Annotated in this window: 22 protein-coding genes and 1 pseudogene; 9 read left to right on the top strand and 14 right to left on the bottom strand. The window is 65.1% G+C overall.

Annotated features, from left to right (window positions below):
• Nucleotides 1-95 precede the first annotated feature (95 nt).
• The 4 genes from NFX52_RS20540 (at nt 96) to NFX52_RS20525 (ending at nt 3,111) form a co-directional block, all read left to right on the top strand.
• On the top strand, nt 96-917 hold the full coding sequence (locus NFX52_RS20540; RefSeq protein ID WP_055396171.1) for a transporter substrate-binding domain-containing protein: 822 nt from the start codon (nt 96-98) through the stop codon (nt 915-917).
• Nucleotides 918-989: 72 nt separating this feature from the next.
• Nucleotides 990-1,664: an amino acid ABC transporter permease gene (locus tag NFX52_RS20535; RefSeq protein ID WP_055396173.1), complete on the top strand. Its 675-nt coding sequence runs from the start codon at nt 990-992 to the stop codon at nt 1,662-1,664.
• Nucleotides 1,665-1,670: 6 nt separating this feature from the next.
• On the top strand, nt 1,671-2,324 hold the full coding sequence (locus NFX52_RS20530) for an amino acid ABC transporter permease (RefSeq protein ID WP_055396175.1): 654 nt from the start codon (nt 1,671-1,673) through the stop codon (nt 2,322-2,324).
• The gene (locus tag NFX52_RS20525) at nt 2,308-3,111 is read left to right on the top strand and encodes an amino acid ABC transporter ATP-binding protein (protein ID WP_055396176.1); all 804 of its coding nucleotides are present in this window, start codon (nt 2,308-2,310) and stop codon (nt 3,109-3,111) included. The genes NFX52_RS20530 and NFX52_RS20525 overlap by 17 nt, the downstream gene beginning before the upstream one ends.
• A gap of 133 nt (nt 3,112-3,244) precedes the next feature.
• Here NFX52_RS20525 and NFX52_RS20520 read toward each other — a convergent pair whose 3' ends face one another.
• Nucleotides 3,245-3,607, bottom strand: a complete 363-nt coding sequence (locus NFX52_RS20520; RefSeq protein WP_055396178.1) for a PLC family EF-hand domain-containing protein — start codon at nt 3,605-3,607, stop codon at nt 3,245-3,247.
• A gap of 345 nt (nt 3,608-3,952) precedes the next feature.
• Here NFX52_RS20520 and NFX52_RS20515 point away from each other — a divergent pair, with 345 nt between their 5' ends.
• Together NFX52_RS20515 and NFX52_RS20510 are read left to right on the top strand one after the other, a co-directional pair.
• A complete protein-coding gene (locus NFX52_RS20515; RefSeq protein WP_055396180.1) occupies nt 3,953-4,393 on the top strand; it encodes a hypothetical protein in 441 nt (146 codons plus the stop codon).
• Between the two features lie 238 nt (nt 4,394-4,631).
• A complete protein-coding gene (locus NFX52_RS20510; protein ID WP_055396183.1) occupies nt 4,632-5,201 on the top strand; it encodes a cob(I)yrinic acid a,c-diamide adenosyltransferase in 570 nt (189 codons plus the stop codon).
• Between the two features lie 197 nt (nt 5,202-5,398).
• On the opposite strand, the gene NFX52_RS20505 is transcribed toward NFX52_RS20510, so the two are convergent.
• From NFX52_RS20505 to NFX52_RS20485, 5 genes and pseudogenes are all read right to left on the bottom strand, one after another.
• Nucleotides 5,399-5,821, bottom strand: a complete 423-nt coding sequence (locus NFX52_RS20505; protein WP_055396185.1) for a hotdog fold thioesterase — start codon at nt 5,819-5,821, stop codon at nt 5,399-5,401.
• 139 nt (nt 5,822-5,960) lie between these two features.
• On the bottom strand, nt 5,961-6,869 hold the full coding sequence (locus NFX52_RS20500) for a hypothetical protein (protein ID WP_156358647.1): 909 nt from the start codon (nt 6,867-6,869) through the stop codon (nt 5,961-5,963).
• 102 nt (nt 6,870-6,971) lie between these two features.
• Nucleotides 6,972-8,123, bottom strand: a complete 1,152-nt coding sequence (locus NFX52_RS20495; protein ID WP_055396212.1) for an ABC transporter substrate-binding protein — start codon at nt 8,121-8,123, stop codon at nt 6,972-6,974.
• Between the two features lie 157 nt (nt 8,124-8,280).
• A pseudogene (gene scpC / locus NFX52_RS20490) lies at nt 8,281-9,822 on the bottom strand (succinyl-CoA:acetate CoA-transferase ScpC).
• Nucleotides 9,823-9,964: 142 nt separating this feature from the next.
• On the bottom strand, nt 9,965-11,254 hold the full coding sequence (locus tag NFX52_RS20485; RefSeq protein ID WP_055396189.1) for a solute carrier family 23 protein: 1,290 nt from the start codon (nt 11,252-11,254) through the stop codon (nt 9,965-9,967).
• Between the two features lie 146 nt (nt 11,255-11,400).
• Between NFX52_RS20485 and NFX52_RS20480 the strand changes: the two genes are divergently transcribed.
• On the top strand, nt 11,401-12,156 hold the full coding sequence (locus tag NFX52_RS20480) for a zf-TFIIB domain-containing protein (RefSeq protein WP_289781613.1): 756 nt from the start codon (nt 11,401-11,403) through the stop codon (nt 12,154-12,156).
• On the opposite strand, the gene NFX52_RS20475 is transcribed toward NFX52_RS20480, so the two are convergent.
• Nucleotides 12,150-12,485 (bottom strand): DMT family transporter, encoded by a 336-nt coding sequence (locus tag NFX52_RS20475; RefSeq protein WP_055396191.1) that lies wholly within the window; start codon nt 12,483-12,485, stop codon nt 12,150-12,152. The genes NFX52_RS20480 and NFX52_RS20475 overlap by 7 nt on opposite strands.
• A gap of 346 nt (nt 12,486-12,831) precedes the next feature.
• Between NFX52_RS20475 and NFX52_RS20470 the strand changes: the two genes are divergently transcribed.
• Complete coding sequence (locus NFX52_RS20470) at nt 12,832-13,791, top strand: class I SAM-dependent methyltransferase (protein ID WP_238385530.1); 960 nt, start codon at nt 12,832-12,834, stop codon at nt 13,789-13,791.
• Between the two features lie 34 nt (nt 13,792-13,825).
• Here NFX52_RS20470 and ubiM read toward each other — a convergent pair whose 3' ends face one another.
• The 5 genes from ubiM to NFX52_RS20445 all read right to left on the bottom strand — a co-directional run bounded on the left by ubiM (nt 13,826) and on the right by NFX52_RS20445 (nt 19,703).
• The gene (gene ubiM / locus NFX52_RS20465; protein ID WP_055396194.1) at nt 13,826-15,103 is read right to left on the bottom strand and encodes a 5-demethoxyubiquinol-8 5-hydroxylase UbiM; all 1,278 of its coding nucleotides are present in this window, start codon (nt 15,101-15,103) and stop codon (nt 13,826-13,828) included.
• Between the two features lie 192 nt (nt 15,104-15,295).
• Nucleotides 15,296-15,718 carry a hypothetical protein gene (locus NFX52_RS20460; RefSeq protein WP_242701198.1) on the bottom strand — a complete coding sequence of 141 codons (423 nt, stop codon included), beginning with the start codon at nt 15,716-15,718 and terminating at the stop codon, nt 15,296-15,298.
• 190 nt (nt 15,719-15,908) lie between these two features.
• Nucleotides 15,909-17,438 carry a BCCT family transporter gene (locus NFX52_RS20455; RefSeq protein ID WP_055396198.1) on the bottom strand — a complete coding sequence of 510 codons (1,530 nt, stop codon included), beginning with the start codon at nt 17,436-17,438 and terminating at the stop codon, nt 15,909-15,911.
• 469 nt (nt 17,439-17,907) lie between these two features.
• Nucleotides 17,908-18,855, bottom strand: coding sequence for an alpha/beta fold hydrolase (locus tag NFX52_RS20450; protein ID WP_055396200.1), 948 nt, complete (start codon nt 18,853-18,855; stop codon nt 17,908-17,910).
• Nucleotides 18,856-19,091: 236 nt separating this feature from the next.
• Nucleotides 19,092-19,703: a TetR/AcrR family transcriptional regulator gene (locus NFX52_RS20445; protein ID WP_055396204.1), complete on the bottom strand. Its 612-nt coding sequence runs from the start codon at nt 19,701-19,703 to the stop codon at nt 19,092-19,094.
• A 107-nt stretch (nt 19,704-19,810) separates the two neighbouring features.
• Here NFX52_RS20445 and NFX52_RS20440 point away from each other — a divergent pair, with 107 nt between their 5' ends.
• The gene (locus NFX52_RS20440) at nt 19,811-21,895 is read left to right on the top strand and encodes an acetoacetate--CoA ligase (protein WP_055396220.1); all 2,085 of its coding nucleotides are present in this window, start codon (nt 19,811-19,813) and stop codon (nt 21,893-21,895) included.
• A 57-nt stretch (nt 21,896-21,952) separates the two neighbouring features.
• On the opposite strand, the gene NFX52_RS20435 is transcribed toward NFX52_RS20440, so the two are convergent.
• Together NFX52_RS20435 and NFX52_RS20430 are read right to left on the bottom strand one after the other, a co-directional pair.
• Nucleotides 21,953-22,942, bottom strand: coding sequence for a GGDEF domain-containing protein (locus NFX52_RS20435; RefSeq protein WP_055396206.1), 990 nt, complete (start codon nt 22,940-22,942; stop codon nt 21,953-21,955).
• A 69-nt stretch (nt 22,943-23,011) separates the two neighbouring features.
• Nucleotides 23,012-25,549 carry a response regulator gene (locus NFX52_RS20430; protein ID WP_162239756.1) on the bottom strand — a complete coding sequence of 846 codons (2,538 nt, stop codon included), beginning with the start codon at nt 25,547-25,549 and terminating at the stop codon, nt 23,012-23,014.
• Nucleotides 25,550-25,665: the final 116 nt, after the last annotated feature.

Genomic DNA, 25,665 nt, shown 5'->3' with positions numbered 1-25,665 from the left:
GCGCGCAAGCCCCGCGCTGCCCCCAAGAGTTCCACCCCCCCAGCGTCTGACCCAGACGCCCCTGTCGACGCATCCACCTACCTAGGAGCCCTGCTATGACCACCGTCCGCACCGTCACCTCGTCCACCCGCCGCCTGACCCTGGGCGTGTTCGCCGCCGCAGGCCTGTCTGCCGCCCTGATGGCGCCTGCCGCCCACGCGCAGAACGCGCTGGACAACATCCTCAAGGCCAAGGAAATCAAGATTGCCATTCCCACCGACTACCCGCCCTACGGCTTTGTCGGCACGGACCTCAAGCCCCAGGGCCTGGATGTCGAGATGGCCAATTACATCGCCACCAAGCTGGGCGTGAAGGTCGAGCTGATCCCCGTGACCAGCGCCAACCGTATCCCCTACCTGCAGACGCAGAAGGCCGACCTCGTCATCTCCACGCTGGGCAAGAACCCCGAGCGCGAGAAGGTGATCGACTTCACTGCGGCCTATGCGCCGTTCTTCCAGGCCGTGTTCGCCAGCAAGAGCCTGAACATCAAGAGTTTTGCCGACCTCACGGGCAAGAGCGTGGCCGTGACGCGTGGCGCCATGGAGGACCAGGAACTGGCCAAGGTCGCGCCCCCCGGTGTGGACGTGAAGCGTTTTGAAGACCACGCGGCCAGCATCTCCGCCTTCGTGTCGGGCCAGACGCAGGCGATTGCCACAAGCGCATCGACGGCCGGGACCATCATGGTCAAGAACCCCAACTTGCAGACCGAATACAAGCTGTTGCTGAAAGACAGCCCCAACTTCATCGGCGTGGCCAAGGGCGAGGACAAGCTGCGCCTGCGTGTGAACGAAATCATTGCCGAGGCGCGCAAATCCGGCGACATCGACAAGATGTCCAGCAAGTGGCTGGGCCGCCCTGCGGGCGATCTGCCCCTGTAATCGCTGTTCTCGCCCCTGCTGAAAGAACCGAACAGGACCGTGGCGTGACAAGCGCCACAGGGCATTCGCACCATGCTGATTGCGCTTGACTTTTCTGCCGTGCTGTCCTCGTGGCCGTTGCTGGTGCGCGGCGTGCTCTGGACCATTGGCCTGACCATCGTGGGCACCGTGCTGGGCCTGCTGCTGGGCACGGCCTGTGCCTGGGCACGCGCCCGCAATCTCGGGCCGCGTGCACTGCCACTGCGCTGGGCGGTGGCCAGCTATGTGGAGCTGGTGCGCAACACGCCCTTCATCGTGCAGCTGTTTTTCCTGTTCTTCGGGCTGCCCGCGCTGGGGCTCAAGCTCTCGCCCGAGTTCGCCTCCGTGCTGGCCATGGTGATCAACCTGGGCGCGTACTCGGCCGAGATCATCCGCGCGGGCATCGAGGCCACGCCACGCGGCCAGATCGAAGCCGCGCACAGTCTGGCGCTGACGCCGGGCCAGACCTTCCGGCGCGTGGTGCTGCCACCCGCGCTGCAAAAGGTGTGGCCTGCCATGGTCAGTCAGATCATCATCGTGATGCTGGGATCGGCCGTGTGCGGGCAGATCTCCACGCCCGAACTGAGCTATGCCGCCAACCTCATCTCCAGCAACACCTTCCGCGCGTTCGAGGCCTTCATCCTGGCCACTGCCGTGTATCTGGTGCTGTCCATGCTCACCCGCCGCCTGCTGATGTGGGCGGGTGCACGTTTCCTGGTCGGGAGGTAAGCCGCCATGGTCGAGTTCTCTCTGTGGGACATCCTGCGCAACCTGCTGCTGGCAGCGCGCTGGACGGTATCCCTGTCCCTCATCGCCTTCATCGGTGGCGGCCTGGTAGGCCTGCTGCTGCTGGTGCTGCGCTTGTCCAAGGTGCGTGGCACCGAGCGTTTGATCGGTGCCTATGTGCAGGTGTTCCAGGGCACGCCGCTGCTCATGCAGCTGTTCCTGGCGTATTTCGGCATTGCGCTTTTTGGCATCAAGACCTCACCATGGACGGCCGCGGCAGTGGCGCTGACTCTCTACACCAGCGCGTACCTCACCGAGATCTGGCGCGGCTGTGTGGCCTCGATCCCCAAGGGCCAGTGGGAGGCCGCGCAGAGCCTGGCACTCAGCTTTGGCGAGCAGCTGCGCCATGTGGTGCTGCCGCAGGCGCTGCGCATTGCGGTGCCGCCCACGGTGGGTTTTCTGGTGCAGGTGATCAAGGGTACGGCGCTGGCTTCGGTGATTGGTTTTGTCGAGCTGACCAAGGCGGGCAGCATGATCTCCAACGCCACCTACCAGCCCTTCCTCGTCTACGCCTGTGTCGCCCTGCTGTATTTTGTTTTGTGCTTTCCGGTAAGCCTGGTGGCGCAATCGCTTGAAAGGAAACTCCATGGCAACCGCCGCTGAAGCCACCACGGCTACCCCCACTCCCGCCCACGATGGCATCGTGGTGAGCGATCCACCCATCGTGGACATCACGGCCCTGCGCAAGTCTTACGGCACCAACGAAGTGCTCAAAGGCATCGATCTCAAAGTGCAAAAGGGCGAGGTGATTGCCATCATCGGAAAAAGCGGCTCGGGCAAGAGCACGCTGCTGCGCTGCGTGAACGGGCTGGAGGTTTTTCAGGAAGGCGCTCTGAGCGTCAACGGCAAGAAACTCATGCACGACAGCCCCGCTGCCATGCGGGAGTTGCGCCAGCAGGTGGGCATGATCTTTCAGAGCTTCAACCTGTTTCCACACCTGAGCGTGGGCCGCAACATCATGCTGGCGCCCACGCTGGTGAAGGCGCGTGATGCCAAGACGGCAGAAGCGCAGGCGCGCAAGCTGCTCGAACGTGTGGGTCTGGCCGAAAAGTTTGACGCCATGCCCGATCAGCTCTCGGGCGGGCAGCAGCAGCGCGTGGCCATTGCGCGCGCGCTGGCCATGGAGCCGCAGGTGCTGCTGTGCGACGAGATCACCTCGGCGCTGGATCCAGAGCTGGTGGGCGAGGTGCTGCGCGTGGTGGAGTCGCTGGCACTTGAAGGCATGACACTGATGATGGTCACACACGAGATGGCGTTTGCCCGCAAGGTGAGTGACCGCGTGATCTTCATGCACCAGGGCCGTGTGCATGAAGCAGGTGCGCCCGCCGAGCTGTTTGGCAACCCGCAGACGCCGGAGCTGCAGCAGTTCCTGTCGTCGCTGCACGACTGACCCAAAACAAAGCCCGCCTGCGGTCTGGAGAGTTCCAGGGCAGGCGGGCCCGCAGGCCCCAATGGCCCGCTACATCCCAGAGGCCACCCGGAGGCTGGTACCCATGCCAGGCTCAGGCGCCTCACGAAAAAATTCAGGACAGAAGGCCCTTCTCGAATTCTGAGGGTGACAGTGCGCCGCTCTGGTCCTTGTCCAGTTCCTTGAAGCGCTGGCTGATGGCCGGCAGCTGTGTCGCTTCCTTCTCGGTCAGCTGGCCGTCCTTGTCGAGGTCTGCGCGGTTGAATGCCGTGGTGGCCGCCCTCGATGGGTTGCCGGTGCCGGGGCCATACGAGTATTTGGAGTCCGCCTGGGGTGCCGTTTTACTGGCTGGGGCGGGCTGGGGGGATGCCGAAGTGGTCTGTGCTTGCAATGCGCCCGCGCCGCCCAGGGAGATGGCGGCGAAAAGCATCACGCTGCGCGTGTCGAACGAATAGGTGCGTCGTTGCAGTGCTTTCATGGAAGCTAAGCTCCTTCGAAGTTGAACAGGGTTGCATTGCACCGCAGCACGGTGGTGAAGGCCAGCACTCTTGCCTGCTGTTGCCCAGGTCAACATTTCCCAGCGTGGTGTAACCCGGCAGTACCGGCACATGTAGTTTTTGCGGGTGGATGTAGCCAGAAGTAGCTCGCAGTTTGCCTGCAGCCCTGGCATCGGTGAGAGAGGCTAAGGCGGCATGCCCACGGTGGCGCTTGTGCGCAGGATGACCGGCAGGCCCGTATACGTCCTACAAGCGACGGACGTGCGCGCCAAAACAATGAATCCAAGCAATTCGCTTGTTCTGGTGTTTTATCGAAGGAGCCTTTCATGCAAAAGCAAACCATCCTCGCCGCTTTGGCCACACTGGCGTGCACCGCCGCCTTGGCACAAGCCCCCGCCAATGTCACCGCGCGTCCGCCTGCAGAAGTCAACCCCACCGCATCGGGCGGCGCTGCGGCTGCCAATGCCCAGAACAAGGTGGACATGCGCAGCAGCCAGAGCAGCGCTGCACCCGCCAACCCCACCGCGGGTAACGGCCGTGCCGCCCCTGTGGCCGAGATCAACCCCAGTGCAGCAGGCGGGAAGGCCGCAGCCACCGCACAGACGCGTGTCAATGCACGCTTGATGGACAGCAATGGCGACGGGATGGTGTCGCGCAAGGAGTGGGACACCTACCATGCGAACGCCTGGAACACCCTGCAGCCCACGAACACGGGCGTATCCACCGCTGACATTGACAAGCTCAACCGCACTCCCATGACCCACTGATCGGGCCGTGCGTAGCCAACGGGTTCGAACCAACGCCCCTGCAGGTGATGGCAGGGGCGTTGGTCTGTCTGGGCAGCGCGTGGCACGGTGAAGCCATATCGCAACGTGGCTTCTTGTGCGGAGAGCAGGGTGATAGGCCCCCTCTCACCGCAGTGGACCTGGGTGGCGGAGAATCTGCGAATTCTTCCACCGCATGCGGCGCCCCTGCCACCTGCGCTCCACCTTACCGAGGCACCCCATGGGCAACCGACTCACACAGATCGCCACGCGCACCGGCGACGCCGGTACCACCGGACTGGGCAACAACCAACGCGTTTCCAAAAACAGCCTGCGCATCCATGCTCTGGGCGACGTGGACGAACTCAACTCCCACATCGGCCTGCTGCTGTGCGAGCGCGTTCCCGCCGATGTGCGCGAGCTGCTTGTCGAGGTACAGCACCAGCTGTTCAACCTGGGGGGCGAGTTGTCGATTCCCGGCTACGAACTGCTCAAGGCCGAGGCGGTACTGGCGCTCGACGAGGCGTTGGCCCACCACAACGCGGCGCTGCCCCGGCTGCAGGAGTTCATCCTTCCCGCAGGCACCCGCGCCGCCGCGCAAGCCCATGTCTGCCGCACAGTGGCGCGCCGCGCGGAGCGTGTGGTGGTGGCGCTGGGCAACGAAGAGGCCATCAACGACGCACCCCGGCAGTACCTCAACCGCCTGTCCGACCTGATGTTCGTGCTCGCCCGCGTGCTCAACCGCATGGACGGCGGCGATGACGTGTACTGGAAAAGCGAGCGCCTGGCGCAGCGGAATGCTACTGAATAGATAGCTGTCAGCGCTTATATATCAAGCGCTGGAGGCTTATTTCTCTCAAATTCCCGCCAATTTCAGAAACTAGCGCGCCCCAGGCCAGGACCGCCGCGCAAGGGCCGCCCCGCCGCGCTGGCGGTGTCCCCCTTCCCGAATCGCGCAAGCGATTCGAGAGAAGGGGGAAGGCGCGCAGCGCCTCAGGGGGATGATCTCTACCGGGGTGCCAGGATCGCCATCGTCAGCCGCGACACGCAGGTCAGCTCACCCGCTTCGTTGTGCATATCGATGTGCCACACATGCGTGGTGCGGCCAATGTGCACGGGCCGTGCCGTACCGGTCACCCAGCCGCTGGTAGCAGAGCGCAGGTGGTTGGCGTTGATGTCCAGGCCCACGGCGCGGTAGCCCTCCGGCAGGGTGTAGTAGGCGCCGGTGGAGCCCAGCGACTCGGCCAGCACCACGCTGACCCCGCCGTGCAGCAGGCGAAAGGGTTGCACGGTGCGGTGGTCCACGGGCACCCGTGCACGCAGAAAATCGTCACCCACCTCGACAAATTCAATGCCCAGGTGCTCTACGGCGGTGTTGCGGTTGGCGGCCTCCAGCAGGGCCAGGTCGATGGGTTTTTTCCAGATGGGCATGGTGTTCAACGGGCGTCAGAGCCGGGTCAGTACGAGCCGCGATTGTGCCTATGGCCCGCGGTGAGCAGGTGGAGCTTCCTGCGTACGCTCTCAGCTTTGCTGTATGCCCTCTGTCAGTGCGCTCACTACGCAAGCGGCGTTACCAGGGGCGGCCGATGACAAAACGCACGGGTTGGCGCACGGTCTCCATGTCTTCGTACAGCTCGGCCTGCAGTTCGCCGCGGGTAAAGGCTGTGTCGATATTCCACGTTTGCTGGTGTTCGTTGTTCATACGCGCCCATGCGCCGCGCTCGGCTTGCACCACTTGACCGGAAGAGAGCTTGAAGGACAGCGTCTTGATGCGCAACAGCGTGTCATTGCCCTGGAACTGGACGCTCTTTCCCTCCACCTTGAACTGCTTGATGTCTACCCCGCCCAGCTTGATGGGGCCTGGGCGGTCCGGGTCGAAAGCCTGGGCCGCTTTTGTGGTCCGCTTGGCCACGCTGAGGGGGACCGTCCCTTCGAAGATCAGTCCGGTCACCGCCTTGTCGGGCAGCCGGTTGAGGGTCAGTGCGAAGCTGCGTGAGCGAGCGTCGGTTGAAAATTTCGGAAAGCTGGCGATGTCCGCCTGACCCAGGCTCTGGGTGGTTTTGTCGGGGAACACCGCCGTCACTCGCACGTCGCCTTTGTCAAAGAACGAGTTCGTCCACTGGGTGAAAAGACCGGAGCGCGTGGTGGCAATAGCGTTGACCTCCACCTTTTCCATGTCGCCGGTGGCAGCAAACGGAACCAGATTTTTGTCTCTGCCAGGAGGGGCCTCGATAAAAGTCACGCCCAGGATTTTTACGTCAATGGGAGTCTGCGCATACGCCTGAAAGCTGCACGCCACCAGGGCGGCCCCAATCATCCGAGGCAAGGTCAACAATGCGAGATTTTTCATGCAATCGATCACTGAAGATGGTCGTGGCCTCGGCGGTGACACACCACAGAGGCTTGTGTGGAGCCGAAGTTTCTCCCTCTCTTCGGCCGGGGCATTGTGCAGTATGCGCAGCGGATAGATGCTGTGCATGCAGAAGCAATTGCCAGACAACAACCCTCTATAGTCGGTCCAAGGACAGGGCGTTACAGACGCCTAGCACAGCTGACACGGCATGGTTCGGACGATCAATCCTCAGCCCACAAACTTGCCGTTGGCGCCCATCACCCCCAGGTCCAGAAAGCGCGAGCCCACATACGGCGCGCCGCCGGCGTAGTCGATGGACAGGCCACCCAGGTCGCTGCTGCGGATACCGGCCAGTGCGCTGCGCAACTTGGCGCGGGTGAGCTCACGTCCGGCGCGTTCCAGGCCTTCGGTGAGCACGCGGGCATTCACATAGCCTTCAAAGCTGCGGGCCGAAAACTCCTGGTAGCCCAGCGCGCGCATGGCCTTCTGGTAGTCGCGCACCACGGCCACGCTCGTGCGGGCCGCGTCGGGCAGCACCATCGACAGTGCAATGCCCGAGGCCTTGCCGCCCAGCTGGCGCAGGTTGTCGCCCGACAGCGCCACGCTGGTGGCGGCCAGCGGCGTGCTGGACGACACCTTCTTGAACTCGTTGACCAGTGTGGCGGTAACGTCACCTGCGGTTCCGAGAAGCACAGCGGCGGCCTTGGCGGCCACGGCCTTGCCCACCACATCGGGCACCTGCGCGCCCTGTGCATCCAGCTTGAAAGCCTTGGGTGCTGGTTGCTTGGCGGCTGCCATGGCCTTGTTCACGTCCGCCAGAAACTCGCGGCCAAACGCCGTGTCTTGGTACACGATGGCCAGGTCGTTCATGCCCATGGACACCAGCTTTTGCGTCAGGCGCTGGGCTTCGTCGGCGTAGCTGGCGCGCACGTGGAACACCGAGCGGTACTCGGCCTTGCGCAGCGACGTGGCACCGCTCTGTGGGGCCACATAGGGGATCTGCGCCTCGTCCACCAGCGGCAGGATGCGCTGGTTGTTGGCCGTGCCCATGCAGGAGATCAGCGAGACCACGTTGGCGTCGGCAATCAGCTTTCGCACGTTGTCTTCGGAGCGCGCGGCGTCGTAGCCGTCGTCCAGTGCCAGCAGCTTGATCTCGCGGCCATGGATGCCCTTGGCGTTGGCCTGCGCAATGCCTGCGTCCAGCCCTTGCTTCAATTCCTTGCCCAGGCTGGCCAGTGCGCCGGTGGTGCCCAGCGAGCAGCCAATGGTCACGCTCTTGGCGTCCATGGGGTCCTGCACGCCCACGGCGCGCGAAGAGGTGGCAAGCAGCAGGCCGGTGCTGGCGGCCACAAGGGATTGGGTGAACTGACGGCGTTGCATGGTCAAAAAAACTCGCAGGCAAAAAAGCCACCAGCCCCGGATGGGGCTGGTGGAGGGTGGACTGGGGGAGGTCGATAGACCTAGGGTTAACCCTGATTTTATCTGCCCAGGCTGGCAATTGGCTGTCAAAGGCCTGGCAGGCCTGGGGGTGTCCTCTTTACACCGTGCTGCCAGGGCCCGCTGGCGCGCGCATGCTGCCCGTCTCCACATACCGCTGGTGCCACGACAGCGCCTCGTTCAGCAGGTGCGGTGTGTGCTAGCCCACGGCGCCCCGCTTGGCGCGGGCCACGTAGTCGTGCAGCGCAGGGCGGAAGTCGGGGTGCGCGCAGCGGTCGATGATGATCTGCGCCCGTTGCGAGGGCGAGTGCCCACGCAGGTCGGCCAAACCCTGCTCGGTCACAAGGATCTGCACATCGTGCTCGGTGTGGTCTACATGCGAGGCCATGGGCACGATGCAGGAGATGCTGCCGTTCTTGGCCAGCGACGGCGTCATGAAGATCGACAGGTAGGCATTGCGCGCAAAGTCGCCCGAGCCGCCGATACCGTTCATGATGGCGGAGCCCATGATGTGGGTCGAGTTGACGTTGCCGTAGATGTCGGCCTCGATCATGCCGTTCATCGCAATCAGGCCCATGCGGCGGATCAGCTCGGGGTGGTTGCTGATCTCCTGCGGGCGCAGCACGATGCGCTGCTTGTAATAGTCGATGCGCTCGTTGAAGTCCTGCATGGCCGCAGGGCTCAGCGACAGCGCCGTGGCCGATGCGCTGGCCAGCGTGCCCGAGCGCAGCATGTCCAGCATGCCGTCCTGCAGCACCTCGGTGTACGCCGTGAGGTTCTCGAACGGCCCGTTGTTCAGCCCCGCCAGCACCGCGTTGGCGATGTTGCCCACGCCCGACTGCAGCGGCAGCAGGTCTTTGGGCAGGCGGCCCTTTTTCACCTCGTGCTGCAAAAACTCAATGATGTGGCCTGCGATGCGGTTGGAGGTGTCGTCCGGCGCGGCATACACACTGTTGCGGTCGGGCTGGTTGGTCATCACCACGGCGATCACCTTGCTCGGGTCGCAGCGCAGATAGGGCTCGCCGATGCGCTCGTCGGGCCGTGTCATCGGGATCGGCTTGCGGTGCGGCGGCACATCGGTGCCGTAGTAAATGTCGTGCATGCCTTCGAGCCCCGGGTGGTGCCATGCGTTCACCTCCAGGATGATTTTGTCGGCCTGGTCCAGCCAGGTCTTGTTGTTGCCCACCGAAGACGAGGGGATCAGCCGCCCGTCGGGCAACACGCCCGACACCTCGACCACGGCCACGTCGAGCTTGCCCAGAAAGCCAAACCACACAAACTGCGCCACGTGCGACAGATGGATGTCCACATACTGCATTTGCCCCGCATTGATCTGGCGGCGCACCGTCGGGTCGGACTGGTAGGGCAGGCGCATCTCGATGCCGTCCACCTGGGCCAGCGCGCCGTCCAGCTCAGGCGCGGTGCTGGCCCCCGTCCACAGACCGATCTTGAAGCCATGGCCCTGCGCGTTCAGGCTTTCGATGCGGCGGGCCAGCGCGCCCGGCACAGCCTTGGGGTAGCCCGCGCCGGTGAATCCGCTCATGCCCACATGGGCGCCGGCAGGGATCAGGGCGGCCGCTTCATCGGCGGACATGGTGCGGGAGAGAAAGTCGGGGTACAGCACCCGATCGGCCAGGGACATGAACAAACTCCGCAAAAAGAAAAAGGCCACCCGCCCGGTGAGCGGATGGCCCTGTGGACAAAACCCAGGATGCTAGCCTTCGTTCCTTACAAATTAAGGGTTAACCCTTACAAATGCGGTCCGGCGTCCCCATACCCGCAGATTACGCCGCTTTGCGGTTGAGCAGCGCGTACAGCAGGATCGCCCCGAATGTGGCGGTGCCGATGCCGCCCAGCGCAAACTGGCCGAACTTGAGCGTGAAGTCGCCCGTGCCCAGGATCAGCGTGATGGCCGCCACGATCAGGTTCTTGTTCTGCGAAAAATCCACCTTGTTGTCCACCCAGATCTTGGCGCCAGCCACCGCGATCAGGCCAAACACCACGATGGACACACCACCCATCACCGGCAGCGGAATGGTCTGGATCAGCGCGCCGAATTTGGGGCTGAAGCCCAGCACCAGCGCAAACACCCCCGCCAGCAAGAACACGGCGGTGGAATAGATCTTGGTGGCGGCCATCACACCGATGTTTTCGGCATAGGTCGTCACGCCTGTGCCGCCTGCAGCGCCGCTCACCATGGTGGCCACGCCGTCGCCAATGAACGCGCGGCCCATGTAGCGGTCCAGGTCCTGGCCCGTCATGGCCGTCACGGCCTTGATGTGGCCTAGGTTCTCGGCCACCAGGATGATGGCCACGGGCGCAATCAGCAGCATGGCATTGGCTTCGAACACCGGCGCAGCAAAGTTGGGCAAACCAAACCATGCGGCGTTGGCCAGTGCGGACAGGTCCATGGGCTTGCCCAGCCCCAGGCCGTTGGTCAGCACCGCGTAGATGATGCTCGCCACGATCAAGCCCACCAGAATCAGCAGGCGCTGCACCATGCCGCGCGTGAGCACGGCCACCAGGCCCACGCTCACAAAGGTCACCACCTGCATCCAGCTGTCAAAGTTGCTGGCCGCCATGTTCTTGATGGGAATGCCCGCGAGGTTCAGCCCGATCACCGCCACCACCGAGCCCGTGACCACGGGCGGCATGAAGCGCTCGATCCAGCCCGTGCCAATGGCCTGCACCAGCGCGCCGATGAGCGTGTAGACCAGGCCACACGCAATGATGCCGCCCAGCGCCACGGCAATGTTGGCGTTGGCACCTTTGCCCGCGTAGCCCGTGGCCGCAATCACCACGCCAATGAACGCAAAGCTCGACCCCAGGTAGCTGGGCACCTTGCCGCCCGTGACCAGGAAGAAGATCAGCGTGCCCACGCCGCTCATCAAGATCGCCACGTTCGGGTCAAAGCCCATCAGGATGGGCGCCAGCACCGTGGCCCCAAACATCGCAATCACGTGCTGCACCCCCATCACCGCCGTCTGCGGCCAGGGCAGCCGCTCATCGGGCCCAATCACCCCACCTTGTTGCAGCACCTCAGCGCTTTTTGTGCGCCAGTTCATGAATCCCATCTTGTCGGTTCCTTGTTGTTGAGGCGCGAATGCTAGTGGATGGGTGAGGCAATGCCGCGAAGCTGCAACTCTTTCGCCGGGCGTCCGCCGTGCCCCGGGTTAGCATTTGGGCCTACCCCGCTCTGCCCCTTGTGGGCACCGCCGCCATGCACTCTCAGCCGTCCTGCCCCAACTGCCGCCAGCCCATGCAGGCCCACCGGTTCACCAGCAACCAGGGGCACTCCCTGGAGCTGGACATCTGTTTTGCCTGCCAGGGCCTGTGGTTCGACCGGCACGAAAACCTCAAGCTTGCGCCCCAGTCGGTGGTCGAGCTGTTCCGCCTGCTGCACGAACACCGCACCGACCAGCACCAGCCCCTGGCAGAACGCATGGCCTGCCTGCGCTGCAACACCAGCCTGGCCAAAGGTTTTGACGTGGTGCGCAGCGGCCGCTACATGATCTACCGCTGCGCCCGCCTGCATGGCCGCTTCAGCACCTTCTCGTCCTTCATGGTCGAAAAAGGCTTCGTGCGCCACATGACGCGCCCCGAGATCGACGACCTGGCCAAACGCGTGGGCGCCATCTATTGCACCAGCTGCGGCGCCCCCGTGGACATCCGCAAGGACCACGCCTGCCCCTACTGCCGCGCCGCGTTCTCCCTCATCGACCCCGACGCCGTGGTGCGCGCCATGGAGGGCTACGCCAAGGCCAGCAGCGAGCGCACCACCCACGCCACCCCCCCGGTGGACATCGGCGACGCCCTGGTGGCCCTGGAGCGCGACCGCAGCCGCGCCGAACGCGAGCGGCAAAAGCGCGCGTTCACCAGCGCCAGTGATGCGAGCGACAGCTCATTCACGGGCGATCTGCTGACGGCCGGGGTGGAATTGGTGTGGGCCTTGATCAACACCAGAAGCCATCACTGAGGGCTTCCGAGGTGGAGCATGACAACGCCTCCCACCACGCACACCAGACCCACTACTTTGATGACACCCACTGGCTCGCCAAACAGCGCCATCCCCACCACGGCTGCGGCCGCCGTGCCGCTGGCCGCCCAGACTGCATAGGTGAGGCCCATGTCGAGCTGGCGCATGGCCACGGCCATGAGCCAGATGGCGAGTGCGTAGCACGCAGCTGCCATGCCTGACGGGAGGAGTCTGGAGAAGCCATCGGAGTACTTGAGCGCGACGGTTCCGGCAACTTCTGCAATGACGCTGGCTGCGACGAGCAGCCAGGCCGATAGGTTTGGATACATGGGGCACCTTGGCCGAACATGCCCGTTTGTCACTTGTACCGAGTGACACGGGCAGTACGATGAAGCGGTACCCAGATGGTGAAGGGCCGCAGTGTAGCCACGCCCTTGCGATCCATCAAGAACACCCCACGCAGGCTCTGGCGGCCACTTGCGTTTGCGCGGATCATGGAGCGTTGACACAGCGGCAGCGCCGGATGGAGGGCGTGATGGTGTCCCTTCACGCACCCAGCCCATCCCCCGCACCACACTCCAACCCGTTCACAATGGCGCAGGCCTGTGTTCTGGTGGGCCCCGTCGCAAACAACCAACCAGCCGTGGCACCCGGTGGCCACAGGAGGAGAGGACCTTGCAGCCGCATCCGCCCCCAACCCGACGCCGTGCCCGCACCGCCGCCGCCCCGGCGCAGCGCAACCCTGAGAACGCGGGGGATGGCGCCGCCGCCTCCGACGCCGCTACCCCCTGCCTGCTGCAGCGCGCCCACCTGCGGGCCGTGCCCAGCACCCTGCTGATCCCGCTGGCAGCGCGCGCGCGGGGGAGCCGTTACTTTCCTTGGCTGGCCTGCAACGACGTGGTGGCCACCAGCCTGGTGGAGCGCCTGGGTGCCGATGTGGAACCGTGCCTGGACGACTTGCCCACGGTGCTCAACGTACTGTGGCGCACGCGCGCCATCAAGGATGCGGGCCGCAGTTTCTTCCTTGCGCACCCGAAGGCTGGCGGCGTGAGCCTGGGCTGTGGCCTGTCGCACCACTTTCAGTGGCTCGATACGGGCGCCAACCAGTGGCTCGATGCTGATCTGCCCGAGGTCATGGACCTGCGCCGCGAGCTGCTGCCGGTGCGCTGCCCGCGCACGCGCCATGCCACGGTGGACATCACGCAGCCTGGCTGGTGGCAGCGGCTGGGGCTGCCTAAGGAGGAAGGGGAAGGCGACGGTGCGGGCGTGCAGCCGGTGTTCATCGTCTGCGAAGGGGTGCTCATGTACCTGCAGCCCGCGCAGGTGCAGGCCGTGCTGCGCGAGTTTGCGCAGTGCGCGCCGGAAGGCTCGCGCCTGGTGATTGATGTCATGACGCACCGTGCCGTGGGCCGCGCGGCGCAGCACGCCAGCGTGGGACCCACGGGGGCGGAGTTCCACTGGGGCGTGGGCAGCATGGACGAGCTGGCCGCCGCACACCCGCGCCTGGCGCTGCTGCGCCAGCAGAGCGTGTCGGAGTGTTATGGCTGGCCGGGTGTGGTGCTGGAGACCCTGTGGTGGCCGTGGCTGGGGGCGCCGCTGTATGGCATGGCGACCCTCGGCGTGGACGGCGCGTAAAGCTGCTCGCCGGTGGCTGCTTGGCAGCACGCTCCTAGGAGCGCGCCAGCTGCGCCCACACCGGCGCCTTGCCCGTCAGCTGCCCCACGATGGCGGCCTGCAGCGGCGGCAGCCGCCGCGCGCCCTGCAGCACCAGCTGCCGCAGCAGGCGCGGCACGGCGCGCGTGTCGGTATACAGCCGCACGATGGCATTGGTGCCCTCGTACATCGGCCATGCGTGGCGGTGGTGCGCCCGCGCATAGGTGGCCAGGGCTTCGCCATTGCCGATGTCGTGGCCCTGGCTGCGGGCCGCCACCACGGCGGCCGTCAGGCGCTCCACACCGGCCAGACCCAGGTTGTAGCCATGCGCCGTCACGGGGTGCATGCCCACGGCGGCGTCGCCCAGCAGCGCGCAGCGGTGGTCTGCAAAACGCTGTGCATACACGGCCACCAGCGGGTAGGCGTGGCGTTCGCCCTCCAGCTGCAAAGGCCCCAGGCGGTCGCCCAGCTGGGCCTGCACCGTAGCGGCGAAGGCCTGCGGGCTCTGGGCCATCAGCGCACCTGCGTCGGCAGTGCCCGCCGTGACCACCACCGAGCACAGCGCATGCCCCTCTTGGGGGTCATTGGGCAAGGGCAGCACCGCCAGCGTGCGTTCATAGCCAAAACACTCGTGCGCCACGCCGCCATGGGGTTGGGCATGGCGCATGCGGCAAACGATCACGGTGCGGCCAAAGTCCGTCATGCGTGCGCCAATGCCCAGCTGCCGCCGCGTGGCCGAGAAGCGACTGTCCGCCGCCACCAGCAGCGGGGCCTGCAGACGCTGTGGCGATGGCGCAGGGCCATCGCTGGGGGCGCCGGCGGAAGCCTGGGGCAAGTACTCCAGCTCGGCATGGGTGGACTGCGTGGCCACGCGCACCACCTGGGCGCCGGTCACGATGCGGATACCCGGTGTGCGTGCCGCGACGGCATAGGCCGTGCGGCGCAGTGCGTGGTTGGGCACGATGAAGCCCAGAGCCTCCAGCCCCGTACCCTGGGTGCCCAGCTGCAGGGCGCTGCGCTGGCCCAGCGGGCCGTCGTGCACCTGCGCTTCGCGGATGGTGCCCACCTCGTGGGGCGCCAGGCCGGCCCAGGTGCCTAGCCGCTGTAGCGTGGCCACGCTGGGGTGGGTGAGCGCGATCTCGCGGCCATCGGGCGCGGGGTGGGCCAGCGTGGCCTCAGACTGCTGTTCGATCACGGTGGTGGTGAACCCGGCCTGCGCCAGGGAAATGGCCAGCGACAGGCCCGCAGGGCCCGCGCCGACGATGAGAACGTCGCTGTGTGAGGAGGAGGTCATGGCAAGAAGACCGGGCGAAGCAGTCCGGCATCCACCCTGCAACCGTGGGGTGGGGCTTGCCATTGTGGGCGGGCACTCCGCGCGGCGGTTTGCCCTGCATCAAGGCAGTGCGCCTGAATGCTATAAATTAAATAGCTAAAAAATGATACGGGATGAGCGCTAGGGCCTCAAAACATCAAAAATTACGGTGCGTTACGAGCGTGCCGGTTTGCGCGCGCCCTTGGCGGGCTTCTTGCGGGCGCCACCCGCTGGCTTGCCGCGCAGGTGCAGCCCCCAGGTGACCAGCACCCACAGGTACGCCGCCAGCACGCTGTAGGCCGCCATGGCGGCCAGCGACAGCGGTGGTGCGGCGATGGAGCGCGGGCTGGCCATGGTCTCCAGCAGCTGACGTGTGCCTGTGCCCAGCACTGGCATGGCCGCGCTGCCCGAACGTGCCATGCGTGCCGCCATGAAGATGAAGAACTCCATCAGCAATGCACCGATGACCCAGCAGGCCAGCAGGGCCAGCAGCTGCGCAAACGCCCTGCGGTCGCCCTTGGCCAGGAAGTAGATGGCCGACACCAGCACCAGGGCGGGCAGCAGCAGGGCCAGGGCAGGCCAGGCGGACATGAGCATGGGCATGGATGGGTATCTGACGCGAAGAGAGGCAATAGAAAAAAGAGGCGCACGGGCGCGGGTGTGGCTGCGGATGATAGACGTATGCACCGCACACCCTCTGCGCCCCCTGCACCCCTTGCGCACCGGCAGCGCGGCGGGCATGTTCTGGGCGTGCGTCTCTTGTCTCTTGCTGGCGCCAGCTTGTGGCCTATGGCTGTGGGGGCGGCCCCACCATCTCGCGCATGCGGCGGCGCAAGGCGCGGTCGCGGCGGTCTTCGGCCTCCCAGTCTGCCTTCACGCCGCGCCACAGCGCCAGCGCCATGAGCAGGATGACACCGGTGAACGGCAGCGCGAACACGATGGTGGCGGTCTGCACCGCCTTCACGCCACCGGCCAGCAGCAGGCTGATGGCGATGCCCGACACCAGCACCCCCCACGTGATCTTGACGCGTGCCGACGGGTTCTCATTGCCGCCAGTGCTCATCATGCCCAGCACCAGCGTGGCGGAATCGCCCGAGGTGACGAAAAACACCAGCACCAGCAACGTGGCCACGAACGACATCACAGCCCCCCAGGGCAGCGCGTGGAACATGGCAAAGAGCGCGGTCGAAACATCGGCCTTGACGGCTTGCGCCAAAGGCACGCCTTGCATGATCTCCAGATGCAGCGCCGTACCGCCGAACACCGAGAACCACACAAACGCTGCCAGCGTAGGCGCCAGCACGGTGCCCAGAATGAATTCGCGAATCGTGCGCCCGCGCGAGACGCGTGCGATGAACAGACCCACGAAGGGCGACCAGCTCACCCACCAGGCCCAGTAGAACACCGTCCAGCCGCTCACCCAGCCGCTGTCGCGAAAGGGTGTCATGCGCAAGCTCATACGCACGAATTCGCTCAGGTAGCTGCCCAGCGTGTTGGTGAAGGTGTCGATGATGATCACCGTGGGCCCGAGCACGAACACAGACAGCGCCAGCAGCGCCGCCATGACGAGGTTGAAAGTGGACAGCCACTTGATGCCGCGCGCCACACCCGACACGGCCGAAGTGAGGAACAGAACGGTGGTCACCACAATGATGCCCACCTGCCAGGCTTCATTCACCGGCACGCCCATCGTGGCGGCCAGGCCGCTGTTGATCTGCAGCGCGCCCATGCCCAGCGATGCGGCCACGCCGAAAGCGGTGGCGATTACCGCAAGAATGTTGACCACCGGGCCGATGCGCTGCAGTGGCGCCCACGGCAGGGCTGATACGGCCGTGCTGACGAGGGCTGAGCCGCCCCGGCGGAACTGGAAGAACGCGATCGCCAATGCCACGATGCTGTACACCGCCCAGGGGTGCAGGCCCCAGTGGAAGAAGCTGTAGCGCATGGCCGCGTTGGCGGCTTCGGGGGTATTCGGCGCGATGCCAGGCGGCGGCGTGCCGTAGTGCGAGATCGGCTCAGCCACACCCCAGAATACGAGGCCGATTCCCATGCCGGCAGCAAACAGCATGGCAAACCACGCGCCGATGGAGAATTCAGGCTCGTCGTCTTCCTGGCCCAACTTCAGGTCGCCATAGCGGCTGAACGCCAGGATGAGTGCCATCACCACCAGGCCCAGCACCACCCACAGGTAGAACCAGCCGAAGTTGCGCGTGATGGCCGCGAGCGCCGTGTCGAACACGGTGCCCAGCGAATCGGGCGCAACCACGCCCCAGAGCACGATGGCGAGGATCAGCCCCGCCGAGATGAGAAGTTCCATGGATCACCTTTCTTCTGCTGAATCGACAAGGAGATGCGCGGCGCCTTTCGCCGGGTTTTGCCTGGCTCACGGCGTGCGGGATGCGGTGTGCCGCGTGCCGCATCTGCGCTACAGGAGCGTGCCACCGGGCGCGCTCGGCGGTCAAGGCACATGTAGCTACCTGTGCCATGCACGAATGAAGCGCATGCATGCAGGTGCCGACCGCAGCGGCTGCTGCACATCTCGGAAGGAAATACGGGCCGGCCAGGCGGATGGCTGGGACACCCACAGGGGTGGCTTGCCGGAACGCCGCATCGCAAGGATGAAGAGAAAGCCGGGCCCGGGGCCGATGCGCGCGTGGGAACCAGCGGCGCGGCAAGGCAGGGCATTTGCGGGGCACCGTCCTCGAACGGTGCCAGAAGGTTTGCGCAAACGGAAAAAGGGCGCAAGTTTAAGCAATGGGTGCGCTACGGCACCGGAAATACCGCAGTCAAGCCAAGGGTTGTGGGCTGTGTGAGGGCGTAGGGCCGGCGCTTGCGGGCACAGCCACAAAGTCGGCCACGGCCTGCAGCACCTCTGCCTGCTGCAGGATCTTGCGGTGCCCCAGCCCCTCGGTGGCCAGCAGCGTGGCGCCCGGGATGTGGTCGCGGTAGGCCTCGCCGTCGGCAAAGCGGTTGATGCGGTCGCCCCGGTCGTGCACCACCAGCGTGGGCAGCGCGATGCGGGAGCCCACAGCCGGGGGCTCGAACTGGCGCATCAGGATGCCTTCTCGGGCTTCGATGCGCCGCTGCAGGGCGGCACGCGTGCGCTCCGAAAGGCCGAACACCTGGGCGAACAGGCGCGTGTATTCGTGCGGCGACGCGGGCGGTGCCAGCAGCACCAGCCGCTGGGTGGCCAGGCCCCGGCTGGCCGCGTGCGCCGCTGCGTTGGCAGCCAGCGAATGGGCCACCACGGCATGGGGCGCCGAGTCCTGCACGTGCAGGCGGGCGGTGGCGTATTCGATGGCGCGGGCGAACTGGGGCAGGTTGCTCACGCGGCCCCGGCTGCCACCGTGCGCAGGCAGGTCCACCAGCACCGGGCGCAGGCCGCGGGCAGTCAGGGCGTCGGCCAGCGGCAGCATCTGGCGCGCATGCCCGCCCCAGCCGTGCAGCAGGAGCACCGTGGGGCCGTGCGGCTGGGCCTGGGGCAGGTACAGCGTGATCTCGGCGTCTTCAAACGGCCAGCGCTCTGTGCGCCAGTGGCCGGGCGGCACGGCTTGGCGGCCGGGTTTGCGCAGGGGCAGGGGCGTGCCAAACAGGCGCGCAGCCACGCGCACGGCCAGTGCGGGCCACAGTCGCTCGGTGGCGCCCAGCGCCAGGCGCAGTAGGCGCATGCCGGGGTGCTCGCCGTAGAAGCTGGACGTGGCCCGCAGGGCGGTGGATGAAGAGGAGGTGTTCATGGTGGGGTTCCTGAAGGGATGGAGTGGGGCGCGCGGCGCGCACCTCAGAAAAAGACCCAGTCCCGGTTGCTGCGCGGGAGGCTGGTGAGGGTGCTGCGCAGCGACCGGATGGCGCCCACTGCGGCCGCAATGGCGGCAATGCCCAGGATGATCAACATGGTGGTTCCTTTCTTCGCACGGTTGTGCGAAATTGGGGCATAAAAAAACAAGAGGTCTCCCTGGCACACCACCGCGTCTCAGGCGGGGGAAGGGAGGTAGCTCTTGACGAGGCGCGCCCAGGACGCCTCGGTGCGTGACACTGCCTGCGGATCGCGCAGGAAGCGGACGTCGTGCAACAAGCCCATGATCATGGAATAGATCTCGCCCACCAGCTGGTCGGGCGGGGTGTCGGCGGGCAGGTGCCCGGCCTCGATGGACTGGATCACCGTGCGGCGCAGTGCCGCGCGCCAGCGTGTGATCTCTGAATGCAGCAGGTCGCGCAGCTCGCCTTCGCGGTCGTCCAGCTCGAAGGCCCCTGCGGTGTAGATGCAGCCGGTGAAAGCCTCCACATCGCGCGTGCGGGCAATCCAGCGGCGCACGATTTCTTGGAGGCGCGGCAGGCCCTTGGGGTGCTGCATGGCGGGCACAAACACATCGGCCAGGAAGCGGCGGCCAAACTCCTCGATCACCGCCTTCTGCAGCGCCTCGCGCGAGCCGGCGCGCGAGAACACGCCGCTCTTGGACAGACCCACGCGGTCGGCCACGGCCTGCAGCGTGATCGACTCCAGCCCTTCGGCCGCAGCCAGGTCCAGCGCTGCGCCCACAATGGCCGCGCGGGTGAGTTCTGATTTCTGGGTCTTGGCATCCATGGGGCGAAATTTAGCACGAATGTGCGAAATATGCATTTCACCCTGCTGTCAACCGGGTGACGGGGTTGGCTGGCCTGCACCCCGTGCCACTGGTACGCTGCGTCGCCATGGAGACAACACACCAAACCCCGCCCTACATCCCCCAGATCCGCCTGTACCAGAACTGGCTGCGCGACCAGCGCGGCCTGCAGTTCGACAGCTACGACGCGCTGTGGCGCTGGTCCACCACCGAGCTGGATGCGTTCTGGCAAAGCGTGTGGGACTATTTCCGGATCGAATCGCCCACCCCCCACACCGCCGTGCTGGGCAAAAACACCATGCCCGGCGCTCAGTGGTTTCCTGGCGCTCAGGTCAACTACGCGCGCCAGGCGCTGCGCCATGTCGATGCGGCGCACGCAGCGGGTCTGCCCGCCATCATCAGCCGCAATGAAAAAGGCAACCACCGCGAGCTGAGCTGGCCCGAGCTGCGCCGCCAGGTCGCATCGCTGGCCCTGCACCTCAAGGCCCAGGGTATCCAGCCCGGCGACCGCGTGGCCGCCTACCTGCCCAACGTGCCCGAGGCCATGGTCGCCTTCCTGGCCACGGTCAGCATCGGCGGGGTGTGGAGCATCTGCGCGCCCGACATGGGCACGCACGCAGTGCTCGACCGCTTCCGCCAGATCGAGCCCAAGGTGCTGATCGCCGTGGACGGCGTGACCTACGGCGGGCGTGACCACGACCGCACTGGCGTGCTGGCCGAGCTGCGCGCCGACCTGCCCAGCGTGCAGCATGTGGTGTTGCTGGGTAATCTGAATGCTTCTGTTTCGATAGCTGGTTGTGTAGACTGGACAAGCGCTACGGCACAAAATGATGCGGAGACCGCAGGGTTTGAACCGATGTGGCTGCCGTTTGACCACCCGCTATGGATCGTCTATTCCAGCGGCACCACGGGGCTCCCGAAGCCCATCGTGCACGGCCATGGCGGCACGGTGCTGGTGGCGCTGCAGCTCAAGGTGTTGCACAACGACATTGGCTGCAGCTACGAGGCCAACAGCTTTGGCGAGCGCTACCACTGGTACAGCTCCACCGGCTGGGTGATGTGGAACGCGCAGCTCTCGGGCCTCCTGTCGGGCACCACCTGCGTGATCTACGACGGCAACCCGGGCGGCAGCAAGGACAACCCCGACTGGGGCGTACTCTGGCGCTTTGCGGCCGAGACGGGCGTGACCTTCTTCGGCGCGGGTGCGGCGTTTTTTGCCAACTGCATGAAGGCGGGCATCACGCTGGCCGACTTTGGCGACCTGACGCGCATCCGCGCGCTGGGCACCACGGGCTCGCCGCTGTCGCCCGAGGTGCAGCAGTGGGGCACGGCGCAGTTCGAGGGGCTGGGCACGCACGACATCTGGTGGAACAACATCTCGGGCGGCACCGACTTCTGCGGCGCCTTCATCGGCGGCAACCGCGAGATGCCGCAGGTGCCCGGCGAGATGCAGTGCCGCATGCTGGGCGCCGCTGTGGAGTCGTGGGACGCCGAGGGCCGTCCCGTGCAGGACGCCGTGGGCGAGCTGGTCTGTGCGCAGCCGATTCCGTCGATGCCGCTGTACCTGTGGGGCGACAAGGACGGTTCGCGTTATCTGTCGAGCTACTTCGACATGTACCCCGCAGGCCACGGCCGCCAGCCCGGCGGCGGCGATGGCCCAGCGAGCATGGGTGCGGTCTGGCGCCATGGTGACTGGCTCAAGATCGGCGCCAACGGCGGCTGCGTGATCTATGGCCGCAGCGACGCCACCATCAACCGCCACGGCCTGCGCATGGGCACGAGCGAGATCTACAGCGCGGTCGAATCACTGCCCGAGGTGCTCGACAGCCTGGTGGTGGACCTGGAGTACCTGGGCCGCGAGAGCTACATGCCGCTGTTTGTGGTGCTGCGCCCTGGCTACGCGCTCGACGACGCCCTGCGCGCGCGCATCAACGGTGCCGTGCGCACGGCCCTGAGCCCGCGTTTTGTGCCCGACGACATCTTTGCGGTGGCCGAGGTGCCGCGCACCCTGAGCGGCAAGAAGCAGGAGTTGCCCATCAAGAAACTGCTGCTGGGCCAGCCCATCGAAAAGGTGGTGAACAAGGACGCGATGGCGAATCCGGGGTGCCTGGACTGGTATGTGGCGTTTGCGGCCGATCGGGCTGGCACGGCAGCGGGACGCAGTGCTCCGTAAAGCATTGCAAAAAAAGCCAGACGCAGGTCCCTTGTGGCGCCCTGCAGACTTCGCGGTTCAGCTGGGCATGACCTGGTTGCATCGCTCCAGGATGGCGCGTGCACGCCCAGCCTGTTTGGCTGCATACAGTGCCTGGTCTGCGGTGGCCAGCAAGGCCTTGGCACACACCAGCGTTGAGGTGGTAGAGGGTTCTCGGAAATCTGATGGTGCTTGGTGCCAGTGGTCGGAGGCTTTGTCAAAGCAGCCGATGCCGATGGACACGGTCAGAAAGCCTGTGGCAGAGGCACTGTGCGGGATTTTTAACTGGGCCACATTCGCCATCAGGGTCGATGCCACCGCCATAGCGCCGTCGCCATCGGTGTCTGGCAGCACCATTGTGAATTCTTCGCCCCCATACCGTGCGACCAGATCTGCCGGGCGGTTGGAGGATCTTTCCAACGCACGCGCTATCTGGACCAATACATCATCTCCTGCGCCGTGCCCATAGGTGTCGTTAAAGCGCTTGAAATGGTCCACATCCAGCATCAGCACCGCAATGGCTGTGCGGCTGCGCTGTGATCGCTTGCACTCGCGCAGCAGTGTTTCATCCAGCGTTCTACGGTTGGCTATGCCCGTCAAGGCGTCGATGGATGACAGCTGGCGCAGCCTGTCCAGCGCCCGTTTGAGCCGCAGCTGGGTTCTTACCCGCGCCGCGACAATGGCTGGATGAAAGGGCTTTCCGATGAAGTCTGCCGCGCCTTGTGCCAGCCCTTCTTCTTCCATGCCCTGACTCGTGTCGCTGGTGACGAAAATCGCCGGAATATCCTCCCACTGCGGGTGGGCACGCATCGCGCCCAACACGTCAAAGCCCGACATGCCTGGCATATGAGCGTCCAGCAGCACCACATCCGGGGGCTCTTGCTCCAGCAGTCGCAGGGCATCTGCGCCGCTGAGCGCGTAGCGGATGCTACCGATCCCCGCCAGCGCCTTGGCCAAGACCTGGACTACGGTGATGTCGTCGTCCACGATCAATAGACTGGCAGGGCCTGAATCAAGCAGGTGGGGCATGGGGATCTCTTGTGCGGTGAATCGAGTGGCAGGCGCCAATTAATTTCTTGACGGAGCCCGTTTGCGGACTCAGGAGTTTCCTCCAAAAGCGCCATGATCCGCTGTGGAGGAGATCAGGCCCGACAGCAATCGGCTTGCCTCCGCGAAATCCAGGCGGTTGACCGCCTGTTGCAGGGTGTGGACCGCCTCGCTGCCCATCCACTGCGTCAGTTCCTGCGCCAGTGTTTCCATCTCCGTCAGGGCCGCCAGGTCTTGCCGGTCCAGCGATTGCAGGACCGCATGGATGCGTTGCAGGCTGGGCTCGGAAAGCGTGCCGGTCGCCCGGGTCTGCGTGGGTTCATCGGCGCTGAGGGTGGACTTGGTGTCCTTGCTGCGTGCGATCAGCACCCCTTCGAAATCGGCTTGCAGCTGCCGCAGCGCATCGTTCAGCGACTGCGACAGGTTGATAACCCCTGGAGGCACTTCTGCTCCCGTATGCCATTTGCTCTGTAGGTCACGCAGCTGGGTTTCCAGGTCTGTCGTCAGTGCGTGCACAGCATTGGCACCCAGCATACCCGCTGATCCGCGCAGCTTGTGCACGCGCGCCAGCAGCGTGGCCAAGGCTTCTGGCGTGTCGCCAACGCTCAATAAAAAACTGGCACTGCCGTGGTCGCGTACCATGCGTTGCGTCAGGTCGAGGAACAAGTTTGAATCGCCCTGCAGCAGCTTCATGGCGGTTGCGGTGTCAATCCCTTGTATCTCGGGCCACTGGGTGTCCACGGCCTGCGGGTGCGGCGACACACCGCCAGACGCGTTCAGGGGCGTGCCCTGCGCCTTGCCCACATGGGCATGCACTGTGCGCACCAGCAGGTTGGGGTCCAGCGGCTTGGTCAGGAAGGCGTTCATGCCCGCAGCCTCTGCACGCCGCCTTTCTTCGGACAACGCACCCGCCGTCAGCGCAATGATGGGAAGGTGGACCAGCCCCAGGTCCTGGCGGATACGCGCCGTGGCTTCATACCCATCCATCACAGGCATCTGCACATCCATCAGCACGGCATCGAACACGGTGGTGCCGGTACCTTGCGTGGCCGCCACGGCCCGCACTGCCTCCTGTCCGTTCGCGCAGGTTTCCACCCATGCGCCTTCCTTCTCCAGGAGCCTTCGGGCCACTTCCAAGTTGATGTCGCTGTCATCCACCAGAAGAATACGCACGCCCTTTAGCCAGTGGCCTTGCATCCCATCCAGGCTTGACGCTCCAATGACCTGACCTTGGTGGCCTGTCAGTGCGGCGATTGAGGCATTGACTGCATTGAACAGGGTGTTTGGCTCCACCGGCTTGGTCAGTATCCGATTGACGACGCCATGGGTGTCGGCGCTTACCACCTTGTCCCGCTCGTGCGCCGACACCACCAGGGTGGCGGGCAGCTGCGACTTGCCCAGGCGTTCGGCCAGCATCTGCAGCGTTGCAATGCCGTCCATCCCAGGCATTTGCCAGTCCACCAGCAATGCATCAGGCAGCGTCTGGTGGGCGTCAACCAGGTCCTGTACCTTATGGACTAACTCCGTGCCAGAAGCCATGGGGATGGCGCGCCAGCCAAACGCATTGCACATTGCCACCAGGGCCTTCAGATCAATGTCGTTGTCGTCGGCCACAAAGACCGTGAGCCGGTCCTGGCTGGAGGCCACCTGCAAGGGCTCACTGTTATCGTGCGGGACTGAAAACGGCAACGCCACCCAGAACGTGCTGCCCACGCCCTCGGCGCTGGTCACACCCACGTCCCCTCCCATCAGCTGGCTCAGTCGCTTGACGATCGACAGCCCCAGACCAGTGCCACCAAAACGGCGGGTGGTCGAGGCATCGGCCTGCGCAAACGGCGTAAAGAGATTTTTCAGTGCAGTCTGGGAAATGCCAGTTCCGCTGTCCACCACCGAAAACTTCAGCCAGGTGCGGTCATCGCTGGTCAGCACAGCCGGGTGGCGCTCTACCTGCAGCAGCACAGAACCCCGCTGCGTGAACTTGATGGCGTTGCTCACCAGGTTGGACAGCACCTGGCGCAATCGCGTTGGGTCGCCCAGCAGTGCCGCAGGGCATGTATCCAGACCCTGCACGTCCAGGGTGATGCCTTTGCCCGAGGCCTGCGGAGCAAACAACTGAACCACTTCAGACACCAGGTCTGCCGGGCTGAAGCCCACGGATTCTGTGGTCATCTCCCCGGCCTCTATCTTGGAGATGTCCAGCACGTCGTTGATGATGCCCAGCAGTGACCGCCCTGCAATCTGCAGCTTGCCCAGCAGTTGTCGCTGATCGTCATTGAGTGGGGTGTCGGCTAGCAGATGCGCTACACCCAGCACCGCGTTCATGGGGGTGCGGATCTCGTGGCTCATGTTGGCCAGAAACATGCTTTTGGCTGCGCTCGCGGTTTCGGCAGCCGCCTTGGCATGGCGCAGTGCGCTGTCCTGGCGGTAGCGTTCCGTCATGTCCTGGGCAATGCCAAGGTACCCAAGGACGTTGCCGTGTGTGTCGCGAATGGTGTTGACTGACAGCTGCACAGGCAGTCGTTGTCCGTCCTTTCGGACATAGGTCCATTCGCGTGTTTCGAATCCAAGCCTTTCAGACGGCGGCCTCAATTCTGAAGTGCAACACCGAGAATTGAGGCCAAGATGACACAGAAGAATTACCAGCAGTTGAGCCAGAGCGAACGCCACGCAATAGCCCTGGGACTGCAGCAAAAGCAAAGTCTCAG

It is taken from the genome of Acidovorax facilis, assembly GCF_023913775.1.
GTDB lineage: Bacteria > Pseudomonadota > Gammaproteobacteria > Burkholderiales > Burkholderiaceae_C > Acidovorax > Acidovorax facilis.
This window is presented reverse-complemented; position numbering and strand designations above follow the sequence as displayed.